The sequence below is a fragment of the Limosilactobacillus avistercoris genome, assembly GCF_014836425.1.
In the GTDB taxonomy this organism is placed as follows: Bacteria; Bacillota; Bacilli; order Lactobacillales; family Lactobacillaceae; genus Limosilactobacillus; species Limosilactobacillus agrestimuris.
Genome location: NZ_JACSQW010000028.1, coordinates 1 through 15,172 on the forward strand (window position 1 = coordinate 1; position 15,172 = coordinate 15,172).

The 15,172-nt window shown below is 40.8% G+C and carries 15 protein-coding genes, 1 other RNA gene and 1 pseudogene; 12 read left to right on the forward strand and 5 right to left on the reverse strand.

What is annotated here, in order from left to right; genetic code table 11:
• Positions 1-150 precede the first annotated feature (150 nt).
• The 4 genes from adhE to nrdH all read right to left on the reverse strand — a co-directional run bounded on the left by adhE (position 151) and on the right by nrdH (position 6,834).
• Positions 151-2,781, reverse strand: coding sequence for a bifunctional acetaldehyde-CoA/alcohol dehydrogenase (adhE, locus tag H9564_RS08250; RefSeq protein WP_191685006.1), 2,631 nt, complete (start codon positions 2,779-2,781; stop codon positions 151-153).
• 371 nt (positions 2,782-3,152) lie between these two features.
• Positions 3,153-4,172 carry a class 1b ribonucleoside-diphosphate reductase subunit beta gene (gene nrdF / locus H9564_RS08255; protein WP_191685007.1) on the reverse strand — a complete coding sequence of 340 codons (1,020 nt, stop codon included), beginning with the start codon at positions 4,170-4,172 and terminating at the stop codon, positions 3,153-3,155.
• A gap of 111 nt (positions 4,173-4,283) precedes the next feature.
• Complete coding sequence (gene nrdE, locus H9564_RS08260) at positions 4,284-6,455, reverse strand: class 1b ribonucleoside-diphosphate reductase subunit alpha (RefSeq protein WP_191685008.1); 2,172 nt, start codon at positions 6,453-6,455, stop codon at positions 4,284-4,286.
• Between the two features lie 148 nt (positions 6,456-6,603).
• The gene (gene nrdH / locus H9564_RS08265; RefSeq protein WP_191685009.1) at positions 6,604-6,834 is read right to left on the reverse strand and encodes a glutaredoxin-like protein NrdH; all 231 of its coding nucleotides are present in this window, start codon (positions 6,832-6,834) and stop codon (positions 6,604-6,606) included.
• 241 nt (positions 6,835-7,075) lie between these two features.
• On the opposite strand from nrdH, the gene tadA reads away from it, so the two are divergent.
• From tadA to H9564_RS08325, 12 genes are all read left to right on the forward strand, one after another.
• Positions 7,076-7,594, forward strand: a complete 519-nt coding sequence (tadA, locus tag H9564_RS08270; protein ID WP_191685010.1) for a tRNA adenosine(34) deaminase TadA — start codon at positions 7,076-7,078, stop codon at positions 7,592-7,594.
• 25 nt (positions 7,595-7,619) lie between these two features.
• Positions 7,620-7,717, forward strand: an RNA gene (gene ffs, locus H9564_RS08275) — signal recognition particle sRNA small type.
• Positions 7,718-7,873: 156 nt separating this feature from the next.
• Complete coding sequence (gene dnaX / locus H9564_RS08280) at positions 7,874-9,691, forward strand: DNA polymerase III subunit gamma/tau (protein ID WP_191685011.1); 1,818 nt, start codon at positions 7,874-7,876, stop codon at positions 9,689-9,691.
• A gap of 18 nt (positions 9,692-9,709) precedes the next feature.
• Positions 9,710-10,018, forward strand: a complete 309-nt coding sequence (locus tag H9564_RS08285; RefSeq protein WP_191685012.1) for a YbaB/EbfC family nucleoid-associated protein — start codon at positions 9,710-9,712, stop codon at positions 10,016-10,018.
• A 2-nt stretch (positions 10,019-10,020) separates the two neighbouring features.
• Positions 10,021-10,620, forward strand: coding sequence for a recombination mediator RecR (gene recR / locus H9564_RS08290; RefSeq protein ID WP_191685013.1), 600 nt, complete (start codon positions 10,021-10,023; stop codon positions 10,618-10,620).
• A 3-nt stretch (positions 10,621-10,623) separates the two neighbouring features.
• On the forward strand, positions 10,624-10,875 hold the full coding sequence (locus H9564_RS08295) for a YaaL family protein (RefSeq protein WP_191685014.1): 252 nt from the start codon (positions 10,624-10,626) through the stop codon (positions 10,873-10,875).
• A 10-nt stretch (positions 10,876-10,885) separates the two neighbouring features.
• Positions 10,886-11,527 carry a dTMP kinase gene (gene tmk / locus H9564_RS08300; RefSeq protein WP_191685015.1) on the forward strand — a complete coding sequence of 214 codons (642 nt, stop codon included), beginning with the start codon at positions 10,886-10,888 and terminating at the stop codon, positions 11,525-11,527.
• A 31-nt stretch (positions 11,528-11,558) separates the two neighbouring features.
• On the forward strand, positions 11,559-11,882 hold the full coding sequence (locus H9564_RS08305) for a cyclic-di-AMP receptor (RefSeq protein ID WP_191685016.1): 324 nt from the start codon (positions 11,559-11,561) through the stop codon (positions 11,880-11,882).
• A gap of 18 nt (positions 11,883-11,900) precedes the next feature.
• Positions 11,901-12,905 carry a DNA polymerase III subunit delta' gene (holB, locus tag H9564_RS08310; protein WP_191685017.1) on the forward strand — a complete coding sequence of 335 codons (1,005 nt, stop codon included), beginning with the start codon at positions 11,901-11,903 and terminating at the stop codon, positions 12,903-12,905.
• Between the two features lie 11 nt (positions 12,906-12,916).
• The gene (locus H9564_RS08315; protein ID WP_191685018.1) at positions 12,917-13,270 is read left to right on the forward strand and encodes a DNA replication initiation control protein YabA; all 354 of its coding nucleotides are present in this window, start codon (positions 12,917-12,919) and stop codon (positions 13,268-13,270) included.
• Between the two features lie 10 nt (positions 13,271-13,280).
• Entirely contained in the window at positions 13,281-14,147 is an 867-nt protein-coding gene (gene rsmI / locus H9564_RS08320) for a 16S rRNA (cytidine(1402)-2'-O)-methyltransferase (RefSeq protein ID WP_191685019.1), read from the forward strand.
• Positions 14,148-14,155: 8 nt separating this feature from the next.
• A complete protein-coding gene (locus H9564_RS08325) occupies positions 14,156-14,920 on the forward strand; it encodes an acyl-[acyl-carrier-protein] thioesterase (RefSeq protein WP_191685020.1) in 765 nt (254 codons plus the stop codon).
• A gap of 108 nt (positions 14,921-15,028) precedes the next feature.
• On the opposite strand, the pseudogene H9564_RS08330 reads toward H9564_RS08325, so the two are convergent.
• A pseudogene (locus H9564_RS08330) lies at positions 15,029-15,172 on the reverse strand (IS30 family transposase); the annotation flags it as partial.

The following is a 15,172-nucleotide window of genomic DNA, read 5'->3' on the forward strand; positions in this document are numbered from 1 at the left end:
TAAGAAGCCGGACGATGAACCAAGATTTGATTCATCGTCCGGCTTTCATTTTGGACTGAGAGTTTTTTCCCAGCCTCATTCCAATAATTAAATGAGCTAATTTCTATGATTTTTTAGAAGTGTGGATTATTTTGCTTGTACCTTAAATCGTTAGTCGTTCTCAACACCAGTACCATCGTAGCAGCGTTCAAGAAGTTCCTTGAGTTGGCTTACTAATGGTTCAACTGGGTTAGTAGTTGTACATTGATCTTCGTATGCAAGGACGGCAAGTTGATTAACTACCTTATCGAAGTCTTCACGACTCACACCGTTATCCTTAAGACTTAACTTAACCCCACATTCATGAGCTAATTCAATCACTTTCTTAGCGTATGCTTCAGCTAATTCTTCATCAGAATTTCCTTGGAGGCCAATGAAGCGAGCAATATCAGCATAATCTTTAGTTGCGTGGTAAGTTTCGTAGTGAGGCCAGAGGGCAAGCTTTTGTGGCCGTTTAGCATTGAAGCGGATAACTTGTGGAAGAGCAATCGCAATCAGTAATCCGTGAGGAAGACCGAACGCACCACCCATCTTGTGGGCAAGGGAGTGGTTAATTCCTAAGAATGCTTGACCAAAAGCCATTCCGGCCATTGTAGAGAAGTCGTGCATCTTCCGCCGTGCAAGTTTGTCACCCTTTACAGAGTTTGGAAGGTATTCCATAACCCCTTTGATGGTTTGGAGTGACCAACCACGAGTGTAATCAGTTGCCATTACTGAAACATATGATTCAGTAGCGTGACAAAGGACGTCCAAACCCGTGTAAGCAGTGGTCTTGGGAGGAACAGTTTCAACAAATTGGGAATCGACGATCGCAATGTTTGGAGTCAATGCGTAGTCTGCAAGTGGGTACTTAACATGGGTCTTGGAGTCAGTAATTACGGCAAATGGGGTAACTTCTGAACCAGTCCCTGAAGTAGTAGGAATTCCAATTAATTGTGACTTAGTAGGCTTCTTGATTTGGTATGCACGCTTACGGATATCAAGGTACTTTTGCATAACACCGTACCAGGAAGTTTCTGGGTGTTCATAGAACATCCACATAGCTTTAGCGGCGTCCATTGGTGAACCACCACCAAGGGCAATGATTGTATCAGGCTTAAAGTCGTTCATCATTGCGACACCTTTTTCAACGGTGTTAGTGGATGGATCTTCTTCAACGTCATCGAATACCAAGAAGGCAGTATCGTTTTGACGAAGACGCAATTCGTCAATTACTCGTTGAACATAACCACGCTTGCTCATTCCGGGACCGGTAACGATAAAAGCACGATCAATGTTTGGAATATCGCGCAATTCTTTTAGTGAGTTGCGTTGAAAGTATACTTTTGGGGGAATCTTAACCCATTGACGGTTCTCACGACGTTTTGCAATAACCTTGATGTTTAAGAGATCCCAGTCGGTAACGTTGTGTGATACGGAGTTACCACCGTATGAACCAGTTCCAAGAGTCAAGGATGGCGTCATGTTGTTGTAAATGTTGCCAATTCCACCGATACCAGATGGTGAGTTAACGATAATCCGGGAAGCACGCATTTCAAGACCGTACTTAGTAGCTAGATCGTCGTCGAGAGTGTGAATTGCAGCTGTGTGACCCTCACCACCGTAGTGAAGTAATTGACGACAAATATCAAAGGCATTTTCGTGTGAAGTTGCCCGGTACATAGTAAGTACAGGTGAAAGCTTTTCAGCTGATAGTGGGTAATCATCACCGACACCTTCGTATTCAGCAATCAATACCTTGGTGTGTTCAGGAACATCCTTTAAGCCACACATTTCAGCAATTGCGTTAGCTGAACGACCAGCAATTGGGCCACGAACTTGGTGCCGTTTAGTGTCAATAAAGCCTTCAGTAAAGGTATCCAATTCATTTGGCTTAACAAAATAGCAATTCCACTTCTTGAATTCTTCCTTTACTTGGTCGTAAATTTCATCGTCAACCACGACTGAGTTTTCAGTAGCACAAATCATACCGTTATCAAAAGTCTTTGAAAGAACGATGTCGTAAACGGAACGAGCAATATTAGCAGTCTTTTCAATGTAAGCAGGACCGTTACCAGGACCAACCCCCAAAGCAGGGTTACCAGAACTGTAGGCAGCCTTAACTAATGCTGGACCACCGGTTGCCAAAATGGTTGCGATGTTAGGGTGGCGGAGCAAAGCATTAGTTGCTTCAAGACTACATTGTGGAATCCATTGGATCATGTCCTTTGGAGCACCAGCCTTTTCTGCAGCTTCTTGGAGAATCTTAGCAGTCTTAATAGATGACTTTAAGGCTTGTGGGTGGAAGGAGAAGATGATGGTGTTCCGGGTCTTAGCAGAAATGATTGACTTGAAGATTGTGGTTGAAGTTGGGTTAGTAACCGGAACAACACCGGCAATAATCCCTAGTGGATCCGCAATCGTGATTGTTTGGTCTTCATCATCATCTTTGATAATTCCGACAGTCTTGTCGTGACGAATATTGTTCCAAATGTATTCACTAGCGTAGATGTTTTTAATTGCCTTATCTTCAGCAACACCACGGCCTGTTTCGTTAGCAGCGTCAACTGCAAGATCCATGTGGTGTTCTTCTGCTGCCAATGCCATTGCTTGACAGATCTTATCAACTTGTTCTTGGTTAAAGTAACGTAGCTTATCAAAAGCTTTTTGACTACGTTCTACTAAGTCGTTAATCATTGTTTGAGCTTCTTGTTCTTTATCAACGGTTATTGTAGTTTCAAGATTTTTCTTATCTTTAGCCATGAGAATGAGCTCCTTTAATTTTTTATTGTTTGTTTTTGTTAATCATTGAACATAAATAAATATACTATATTTTTGGCAAATGTAAATAGATATGTGATTAGATGAACAATGGTAAATAAAACTGCTAGCGCTTTCAACACTGCTGGAATGGCAATCAAAACAGTGAGAAAAATATTGGTATTATTTTTGGACTAGTCCAACTTAAAGGCGATATAAATCATCTATTTGAGATTTAGTTCACAGATTTATAAAGTAAGTAATAGGTGAATAACAGCCTTACATGTTCCTGATTGAGCATTTAGAAATAAAAAAAGCAGCAAGATAATCACAATATGTGAACATCTTGCTGCTTTTAAGGAATTTAGTTTTAATTACTCTTTATCATTTTTATCTTTTGAAGCATTTGGATCAGCAACGTTGTAGTCGTCGTCATTCATTGCTTCAACTTCACCGAGACGGTAGCCATTACCAACCTGACTAAAGAAGTCATGGTTAGTAGTTGATGTTGAAATCCCGTTCATTACAACCGGGTTAACATCGGATGCAGTATCAGGGAAGAGGGGATCTTGACCAAGGTTCATTAATGCCTTATTAGCATTGTAACGAATGAAGGTAAGAACGTCTTCTGTCCAGCCAACTTGATCATAAAGGAGGTGGGTGTACTTTTCTTCGTTATTGTACAGTTCATATAAGAAGTTGTACATCCAGTCCTTCATGTCTTGTTGTTGTTTTTCAGTTCGGTCATGCATTCCCACTTGGAACTTGTAACCAATATAAGTTCCGTGAACGGATTCATCCCGGAGAATTAACTTAATAATTTCAGCAACATTATTTAACTTGTTGTGCCCTAAGTAATAAAGAGGAGTGTAGAAGCCAGAATAGAAGAGGAAGGTTTCAAGGAAAACGTTAGCAACTTTTTTCTTCAGCGGATCTTCTTCTGGATCACGATAAATATTTGCGATCTGCACGGCTTTATTTTGCAAGAATTCTTCTGAATCGGACCAGTCAAAGATTTCGTTAATTTCTTCAGGAGTATTTAACGTTGAGAAAATCGTTGAGTAACTCTTGGCATGGACTGATTCCATAAATTGAATATTATTGAGGACAGCAGTTTCATGTTGCGTCTTTACGTCCTGCTTAAGGGCAGTTAATCCAGCTTCGGACTGAACAGTATCGAGAAGGGTTAACCCACCAAAAACGTGACCAACTGTCCATTGGTGATCGGTATCGAGTTCGCGCCAATCATCTAAGTCATTAGAAACTGGGATCCGCGTATCAAGCCAGAATTGCTCTGTAAGCTTTTCCCAGGTTGCTTTATCGATCATATCGGAAACTTCATTCCAATTAATCGCTTTATATTCTGTCAAAGGTTTATATTCTTCAAGCTTCATTTATTAGGCTCCTTATTCACAATCAAAACAATTATTCAAGACGTGAATTTTTAAAATTCATATAAAAATAAGTTTAGCAATCATTAAGCCGAAAATCAATTTAATCCCTGGTTAGATAACACAGCTTTCGCATTGGTTTGCACCAATTTCATCATTGTCATCGGTAAATGTCCGGATGTAGTAAATCGACTTGATCCCTTTCTTGTAAGCGTAGTGACGCAAAATATTGAGATCACGAGTAGTCATCTTATTTGTCCGCCCATTCTTCCATTCATAAAGGCCCTCCGGCATTGTTGACCGAACAAAGAGGGTCAAAGAAAGGGATTGGTCGACGTGTTGTTGTGCAGCTGCATAGGTATCAATTACGGTCCGCATGTCCATATCGTAAGCAGAACGGTAGTAAGGCATCGTATCATTGGAGAGGTATGGTGCCGGGTAGTAGATTTTCCCGATCATCTTTTCTTGCCGTTCTTCAACCCGATTGATGATTGGGGTAAGGCTAGCTGTCGAATCATTAATATAGGAAGTTGAACCATTTGGCGCAACCGCAAGCCGGTATTCATTATAAAGGCCGTCTCTCATTACGTCTTCCTTTAGTTGCTTCCAGTCATCAATTGTCGGAATGTGGATATTAGTAAAGAGTTTCTTAACCAGATCAGACTGTGGTCCACAATCTTTAGTTACGTACTTGTCAAAGTAGGAACCGTCGGCATAGGCACTCTTTTCAAAGTTATGGAATGTTTCCTGCCGTTCTTTAGCAATTTCATTAGAAGCAACTAATGACCAGTAATTGAGCAGCATAAAGTAAACACTAGTGAATTCTACGGCGACAGGACTACCATATTGAATATGATTTTTGGCTAGGTAACCGTGAAGACCCATTGCACCTAGACCAATTGAGTGACTAAGATCATTTCCCTTCTTAATTGAAGGAACAACGTCGAGACTTTCTACATCACTGATTCTAGTAAGTCCCCGAACGATTGCTCGAATTGAACGACCAAAATCTGGCGTATTCATCATGTTTGCAATATTGGTTGAACCAAGGTTACAACTGATGTCGGTACCCAGAGTTTCGTAGCTTTGGTCATCTGCAACAACAGATGGGGTTTGGACCTGGGCGATCTCTGAACATAGATTACTCATCACGATCTTCCCGTCAATCGGGTTATCCCGGTTAACGGTATCAATATTAATGATGTAAGGGTAACCGGATTCTTGTTGAAGTTTGCTAATTTCATCCTCAAGATCACGGGCATTGAGCTTTTTCTTGTGAATCTCATCGTTAGAGACCATGTTGTCGTATTCTTTAGTAATATCAACATATGAGAATGGCTTACCATAAACTCGTTCAACGTCATAGGGGCTGAAGAGGTACATGTCCTCATCTTTTTCAACTAATTCATAGAACTTATCGGGAACAGTAACCCCAAGTGAGAGAGTCTTTAGACGAATTTTCTCATCGGCATTTTCCTTCTTGGCACCTAAAAATTCAATGATGTCGGGGTGGAAGACACTAAGGTAAACAACACCGGCACCCTGCCGTTGACCCAACTGGTTAGAGTAAGAAAAACTGTCTTCAAGGAGTTTCATTACCGGTACAACACCACTAGCGGCATGTTCGATCTTCTTAATTGGTGCCCCAGCCTCACGGAGGTTACTAAGGTTAATCCCAACACCACCCCCAATTTTAGAAAGCTGGAGGGCTGAGTTAATGGTCCGACCAATTGTATTCATGTTATCAGTTGGTTGGATTGCAAAGCAGGAAACGAATTCGCCCCGGCGCTTTCGGCCAACATTTAAGAAAGTCGGTGTAGCTGGTTGGTAACGCTGGTGAATGATTTCGTCAGCTAAGATCATTGCCAATTCTTCATCACCATTTGCTAAATAAAGAGCATTCATCGCAACCCGGTCGATATAGTTTTCCAGGTAGTACTCTTTATCATCAGTCCGCAATGCGTACTGGGCATAGAACTTGTAAGCTGCCATAAATGAATGAAAATGAAAGTTTTGTTTTTTTAAATAGTCGTACAGTTTTTTAATGAAAGCATTACTATACTTATCCATAAAACCATCTTCAATATAGTCATTTTCTTCTAGCCACTTATAGCGCTCAGTAACGGAAGAGAATTGCTTGGTATTTGGCTTGACGTTATTTTCAATAAAGTCTTCCAGAGCAGCTTGATCCTTATCTAATTGGATTTTGCCATTCTTTGGAATATTTACTTCATTATTGAGGTCGTAGTACTTAACCTGTGTTAAATCAATATCGGACAGTGCCATGTTTACTTCTCACTTTCTCTTAGGTTTATAAAAATAGCGAATAAAAAAAGTGGTTGCGATAAAAACAATTTCTATCACTAACCACTCTAAAAGTTATTCAAATTTCAACAAGTTTAATGAAACCTGAATAGTCATGCGATTAGATCCTTTAAATAGCTTGAGTTAACTTATTTAATTCATCAGGGCGAAAGCCGGAAAAGGCATTCCCGTTTGGCAATTTAACAACTGGGGTTGCCATAAAGCCTTCTGACTTCAAGCTTTTAATGAATTCAGGTTGTTCGTCAATATTGTGTTCAACGAAATTAATATTGTGAGCCTTTAAGAACTTCTTTGTCATCTTGCATTGGATGCAGTTATTTTTGGAAAACAAAGTAACCATTTTGATCCCCTCACTCGTCTTATTTGATGTTCTCTAGTATAGCGATATTTTGTAAAAAATCAATGAAAAAGTGCCATATATTGTGTAACAGTAAAAGGTGAAACACAATATATAGCACAGAAGGTGGGCGATAAGGTACGTGAAACTTTTTGATTTATTTTATGATAAATGATAGATTGAACAACAGCTTGATCATTATACACTGAAAAAATGAATTTACGAAGTTAAAAGGAGAATTTTAATGAAGGAAAGAGTAGCAATTCCCCAAGAAGAACAAGTGAAGTTCATGCGGGCAGCGATTGCTGAAGCAAAAAAAGCAGAATTGCTAGATGAGGTTCCTATTGGTGCGGTAATAACTTACCAGGGAAAAATAATCGGACGTGGTCATAATATGCGTGAGAAATTTCAGGATGTTACGTACCATGCTGAGATGTTAGCGATTATAGAAGCATGCTCCTACCTTCATAGTTGGCGACTCGAAGATTGCGATCTTTATGTTACCCTTGAGCCATGTATGATGTGTAGCGGTGCAATCGTTAATTCCCGTATTCGTAATGTTTTTTATGGGGCATCCGATCCGAAGGCAGGGACCGTCGATAGTTTGTATCATTTACTTAATGATGACCGGTTAAATCACCAGGTTTACGTAACTTCAGGTATTCTTGGTGAACAATGCAGTCAAATGCTCAAGGATTTTTTTCGGGCAGTTAGAAAAAAACGAAAATTAGCCCGCAAAAGGAAAAAGACTGGTAATTCTTAGGTAAGTGTTGTATCATATTATTTGCCGTAAGGCCTTAGAGCAAGGGTATGCTTACGAACCGTGTCAGGTCCGGAAGGAAGCAGCACTAAGTTTGATGTATCTTGTGCTCTAAGTTTTTTTGATAATTAACTGTGAGGTCAGGAATTCGTTTTCCTGGCCTCTTTAATTATTTTAAGTAGGAAATTTAATTTGAATTAAATTCATCTTAAATGATTTTTCTTTCGTTAAAAGCTAGTATAATATTAAGAAGCATTAAAATTACGGAAAGGAAGCTGATTAATGAGTTACCAGGCATTATACCGTGTATGGCGTCCACAACGCTTTGACGACATGGTTGGTCAACAAGTCGTAACGCGAACGCTAAAAAACGCCATTATTACTCACCAAATTAGTCATGCCTACCTCTTCGCTGGGCCACGGGGTACTGGGAAGACTTCTGCGGCTAAAATATTTGCTAAGGCAGTTAATTGTCACCACTCTCAAGATGGTGAACCATGTAATGAGTGTGACACCTGTAAAGCAATCACAAATGGTCAGTTAAACGATGTTATTGAAATTGATGCTGCATCAAATAATGGTGTAGAGGAAATTCGTGATATTCGTGATAAAGCAAAGTATGCGCCAACACAGGCAGACTATAAGGTTTATATTATTGATGAAGTTCATATGCTTTCAACTGGAGCCTTTAATGCCCTACTTAAGACGTTGGAAGAGCCACCTGCTAACGTGATCTTTATTTTGGCAACAACGGAGCCACATAAGATTCCACTGACGATTATTTCACGGGTTCAACGATTTGATTTTCGCCGGATTTCTGCGACTGATTCGTTTGAACGGATGAAGTATATTCTTGAACAGAAAAAAGTTGAATATGATGAGAAAGCATTATGGGTAATTGCGAATGCCGCTGAGGGTGGAATGCGGGATGCCTTGAGTATCCTTGATCAAGTCCTTTCCTTTAGTGATAACCAGGTTAAGCTTGATGATGCCTTACTAGTAACAGGAAGCGTTACTAAGCAACTTTTGAAGAAGTATTTCCTAGAAGTTTGCCAGAACCAAAGTGCTCCAGCGCTCGAAACGATGAAGGAGATCCTTGGTGAGGGGAAAGATGGTCAGCGCTTTATTGAAGATTTAATTTCGTTTATTCGGGATGTCCTGTTGTACCAAGAATCACCAAAATTAATAAAGGTTGAGAGTACGGGTCTAAAGGATGAGGATTTTGCGGAATTGAGTAAGGCTGCTTCCTCAACAACCCTTTACCGGATGATTGATGACTTAAATAATATTCAAATGGAAATGCGGTTCACAACCCATCCAGATGTTTATTTGGAAGTACTGACAGTTAAACTATCGCAACCAGTGCTTGAGCAAAAGCCAATTAATGAAGCGCCACAGGTACAAACAAGTAGTGCAAATCAGGCAGAAGTTGATAAACTTCAGGCCCAGGTTCAAGCACTTCAGCAAACCGTTAAGAAGCTTCGTGAAGATGGTGGAATAGTTAACAGGCCAGTACAGAAGAGTCCCCAACCTGTTAAGGAACAGCCACGTGTCAAGTCACGAAAGATCCAGGTAAACTTACACCAAGTTTACCCAGTTCTTGGTGCAGCTACCCGTCAGGATCTTATTAAGATAAATGATCTTTGGGGAGATATGTTAAACATGTTGAGCGTCCCACAGCGATCGTTGCTCCATGTTTCCCAACCGGTAGCTGCTAGTCCAGATGGAATTATAGTGGCGTTTGACTATGCCTTTCTTTTCCAACAAGCAACTGATGATGACGCCTTAATAAAGGCAATGGAAGAGGGACTGCAAAGGTTAAGCGGTGATGAACGAAAAGTTGTCTTTGTACCAAAAGACCAGTGGCCACGGATTCGCCAAGAATACATCCAAAGCCATGGCCTAGGAAAGGGCGGCCAGACAGTGCATCCGGATAACAAGCAACAATCTGCTCCGGCCAATGCTAATTCACCAGTACAGGAGGATGCACCTGCAGAGCAGACACCAAGTCAAGAGCCACAATCGGAAACTCAAAAAGATCTGGTAGCGACTGCTCAAAAACTATTCGGTAGTGATATTGTTAAAGTAGAAAATAATTAGAAAGAGGAATGATAAATTATGATGAATGGTATGAATATGCAACAAATGGTAAAGCAAGCTAAGGAAATGCAAAAGAAGATGATGGCTGAACACGAGGAACTTGCTAAGCAACAATTCGTTGGTCAAGCACCAGATGGGATGGTAACCGCAACTTTTACTGGTGATAACAAGTTGGTAGACTTGAAGATTAAGCCAGAAGCAGTCGACCCAGATGATATTGACATGCTTTCTGATCTTGTGCTAGCTGCTGTTAATGACGGGATGAAGAAGGTCAACGATGCTACCCAAAGTACTTTGGGTAAGTACACTCGTGGCTTGGGGATGTAAGAGTGCAGTATCCAGAACCGCTGGCAAAGTTAATCGAAAGTTATACAAAACTACCGGGTATTGGTCAAAAGACAGCTACCCGGCTAGCTTTTTATACGCTAACAATGCAGGATGATGATGTTACAAATTTTGCCAAGTCATTACTATCAGCAAAACGTGATCTCCATAGTTGTAGTATTTGCGGCAATATCACTGAGGATGATCCATGCCCAATTTGTCAGGATAAGACTCGTGATCGTTCACAAATCTTGGTGGTCGAACAGTCACAAGACGTTATGGCAATGGAACGAATGCACGAATATCATGGCTTGTACCACGTATTGAATGGGGTAATATCTCCTGTTGCCGGGACGGGGCCAGAAGATATCAATATTACTAGCCTTTTGAATCGCCTGAAAAAGGATGACGAGACTAAAGAGGTTATCATTGCAACTAATGCATCATCCGATGGTGAATTGACTGCTAGTTACTTAGCACGACTTATCAAGCCAGCGGGGATCAAGGTAACCCGGCTAGCTCACGGCCTTTCCGTTGGTGCTGATATTGATTACGCAGACGAAGTAACCCTATTTAAGGCGGTTCAAGGACGAACGGAGATGTAGTTAATGCTTTTTCGTCATCGAAATAAAGAAGCAGTAAAGCAAGAACGTGACCAACGTTTGCTAAATTTAATTTACGAAACAAAGGCAAGCTGGGATCACGCTAAGGAAACAGAACGAGCGGTTTATGAAGCAAACGCAAGTACGGAATTACATTACCGAACTCGTTTACAAGAGCAGAAATACCTGTACCTTTACCGAATTGCACGGAAATTTAAGGTGCACGGTAAAATGAACCGGGGCGTAATTGATCGTTAGGAAGAAGATAATGACAGGAAAATTTATTTCATTTGAAGGACCAGATGGTGCTGGAAAGACGAGTGTAATTAGTGCAGTCCAAGCTGATTTAGAAAGGCAGTTGGGTAAATCACGAGTAATGTATACTCGTGAGCCAGGCGGTAATCATATCTCAGAACAAATTCGTCGAGTACTGTTTGATGACCAGAATACGGATATGGATGGACGAACCGAAGCATTATTATTTGCTGCTGCTCGGCGTCAGCATATTGTTTCAGAAATTATTCCTGGGTTAAAGGATGGTAAAGTGATCCTCTGTGATCGTTATGTTGACAGTTCAATTGCTTATCAAGGCGCTGGTCGACATCTTGGGGAAAAGAAAATTTGGGATGTTAACCAGTTTGCAATTGATGGGCTCCTACCTGATTTAACAATTTACCTTGATGTTGAATCTGAAATTGGGCTCCGCCGAATTGCTGAACACCGTGCTGATCAGGTTAACCGCCTAGATGAGGAGCAACTAAGTTTTCATAAAACGGTTCGTGAATCTTTCCTCCGCCTTCAACGTGAAAATTCAGATAGAATTAAGTTAATCGATGCTAGTCAACCATTAGCAAAGGTCATTGCTGACGTTAAGCAAACGATTCATGCTAAGTTTAATGATTTATTTTAAGTTTACGGTATCCAAAGAAAGGTGATTTATTATGAAAATGATTATTGCAATTGTCCAATCAAAGGACAGTAATCGGCTCCGCAAAGCGTTTGCCAGCAACCATATTCAAATGACGCAGCTTTCCACAACTGGTGGTTTTCTTCGTGAAGGAAACGCAACATTCTTAATTGGTGTCGAAGATGAACGAGTTCAAGAAGTTCTTGACATCATCAAGAAGAATGCTAAATCCCGTGAACAGTATGTTACCTCCCAAATGCACATGGATGTTGAAGGAGGTTCGGCATTCCCAGTTAACGTTCAAGTTGGTGGAGCAACCGTTTTTGTTATGCCAGTCGACCAATTCCATAAGTTCTAATTAAGCAGGTGAAGATAAGTGGCTGACCAATTGCAGGCAGAAAGTTTGCAGCCTTTAATTGTTAGGCAGTTGCAAACAGTAATCAAGAACCACGAGTTAGCACATGCGTATCTTTTTGTTGGTCCAACCGGGTCAGGAAAAAGTCAGCTGGCTAAGTGGCTAGCATTACGGCTCTTTTGTCTCGACCTCCAAAACGGTGAACCTGATCTTACCTGTCCAGAATGCCAACGAATTCTAAGTGGTAATCATCCTGACGTCGTGGTTGCTAAACCAGAGGGTCGTCAGATTAAGGTTGATGAAATTCGTCATTTGAAGGATGAATTTACTAAGAGTGCCGTTGAAGGTAACAAAAAGCTTTTTATAATTCATGATGCCGAAAAAATGACGAATAATGCTGCCAATAGTTTATTGAAGTTCATTGAAGAACCCGGCCCAGGAATCTACATCCTGATGTTAACCACGAATAAGAGTGCCGTCTTACCAACGATTCGTTCTCGAACTCAGGTGATTGAATTCCAGCCATTGTCACGGGCTGAGCTGGAAAAGGCATTGGCACAAAAGGAGGTTCCCCGGACTGAAAGAACAGTTGCACTTGGTTTAACTGACTCTGTAAGTGAGGTTATGGAGTGGCGAAAAGATGACTGGTTGAAGCAGGCAATTACAGCGATCTCACTGTGGTATCGTCATACAAGCAAGGCTAATATGTTGGGCTTCGTTGATGTTCAGACTGAAATTGTTAAGTTAGCAATTGATCGACAAAAGCAACAGCTGATTCTTGATCTAATGGCGTTGATTTGGCGGGATACTTTATTAATTGCTAACGGAATAACTGCTGAACAGGATCTGCACTTTTTGCAGGATCAGGAGCTATTGACCACTACTGCAAATAATTATTCGGTGAGAGCGTTATTGGCAATTAGTCAGGAAACATTGACTAGTCGTCACCTGCTAGATCAAAATATGGCCTTTCAAAATATTGCAGAACAGTTAACAATTAAGATCGTTCAAGTACTTTCGGCATAGGAGGAATGACAATGGGTGAACATAGTAATCCAGATAGTATTTATGACCGTTTCGCTCAGGTAACTAAGCAAACGCATGATTTAGTTGCCAATATGGAACAACTCCAGGCCCAGGTAACAGAGTTAATGGAAACTAATGCTGAACTTTCGATTGAAAACGATCATCTGCGGACGATGTTAAAGAAGATGCATCAACCAAAGCATGATGATGATCATCTTTCCGGTTCACGGGAGAATTTAAAGAAGCTTTACCAACAAGGTTTTCACGTTTGTAGTGAGTATTTTGGTAAGCGGCTTGAAAAAAATGAATCATGTACTTTTTGTTTAGATACAATTTTTGGTCATGAACAACCACCAATTAAGTAGGGAGAAGAATATGCAGCAGGTTAGTAGTTTTCAGAATCAGGACGCGGGAACACTGTACCTTGTTCCGACGCCAATCGGTAATTTAGATGATATGACATTTCGGGCAGTTAAGGTATTGAAGGATGCTGACTTGATTGCGGCTGAGGATACTCGGCATACCCAGCAGTTATTGAATCATTTTGATATTCATACTCCTGAAATTAGTTTTCATGAGCATAATACTGAACAACGGATCCCAGAGTTAATTGAGAAGCTGAAGAGTGGGATAACAATTGCCCAATGTAGTGACGCCGGTATGCCGTCGATTTCTGATCCCGGAAAAGAACTGGTTGCTGCAGCGGTAAAGGAAGGCATTCCAGTCGTTCCGTTGCCAGGAGCTAATGCCGGTCTCACAGCATTAATTGCGTCTGGGCTTGTCCCACAACCCTTCTATTTCTATGGTTTTCTTGAACGGAAGCACCAGCAACAGGTTCAAGAACTAGAACAGTTGCGAAACCGTCCCGAAACCATGATTTTTTATGAAGCCCCTCATAGGTTAAAAAAGACGTTGAAAACAATGGCTGAAGTATTGGGGGATGAACGACAGGTTGTCTTAGCACGTGAACTAACTAAGCGTTATGAGGAGTTTAGTCGGGGAAGTTTAGCTGATGCAAATGAGTTTTATACGGATCACCAACCACGAGGAGAATACGTTGTCCTGGTTGCAGGTAATCCACATCCTGATGAGGATGAAAGACAGGATGAAGCTGGGACCCCAATTGAACAAATTGATCGGGCAATTAGTGAGGGCCTATCCACTAATGCGGCGATTAAACTAGTTGCCAAGAAAAATAAACTTAACCGGCAAGAATTATATAAGCAGTACCATAATATTTAGGAGTAAAAATGAAATTACAACAATCAGCACGGGAATATGAAATGCCACACCAATTAACTTATTATGAATGTGATGAACAAGGACACCCAGTTCTAAGTATGGTAATGAGTATGCTTTCTGTGGTAGCAGATGAACAGAGTAATGAATTGGGGCTAAATCAAAAAACTGTCCAAGCTACTGGCGGTACGTGGGTGATTGCAAGCTTTGAAGGAAAGCTCGATCTTCAGTCCTTAAAAATTGGGGATACTGTTATCCTTGGAACACGTGCGTTAGGGTATAACCGCTTCTTTGCAACTCGTGAGTATTGGCTTCGCGATCAGGATGGTCAAAAAGAATATGCCCGGATAAAATCTTCATTAGTTTTCATGAACTTAACTAGCCGAAAAATTGAATCAATTCCCCCTAAGTTAATCACTCCTTACCAGGCGCCACAGGTTAAGCGAGTATCACGGGGACGGCGACCAAAACAAATTCCTGAAGGTGCTGAGCTATCAAGTAAGCAATACCACGTTCGTTACTATGATTTAGATGGGAATCACCATGTCAATAATGCGCGCTATTTTGATTGGCTGTTGGATCCACTTGGTGAGAAATTCTTAACGACTCACCGACTTAAATCATTTGTAATTCAATATCACCAAGAAGTTCGTGCTGATCATGATATTAATAGTGAGCTCTTTATGCCAACGCCACTCACTAGTCTTCACCAAATTAAAAATAATGATGTTCTCTGCACATCGGCAGAATTTGAGTGGGAGAAAACTGTTGATTAACAGAAATTTTAATTTTTCAAAAAGGTCCAGAATGATTTTCAGTTCATTCTGGGCCTTTTTAGGACTCCCTTTTCTTTTGGCAGATTGCAAGAAATAACTTGAACGAATTTAGTAACGTAGATTAAGCAAGAAGATCTCGATTGGTGTATGCCAATTAAGACATTTAAGTGGCCGTGAATTCAGATACCAATTGATTTGAACCAGTTGGTAATCACTTAGTTCTTCAATGGCTTGTCCCTTGGGAATAAACCG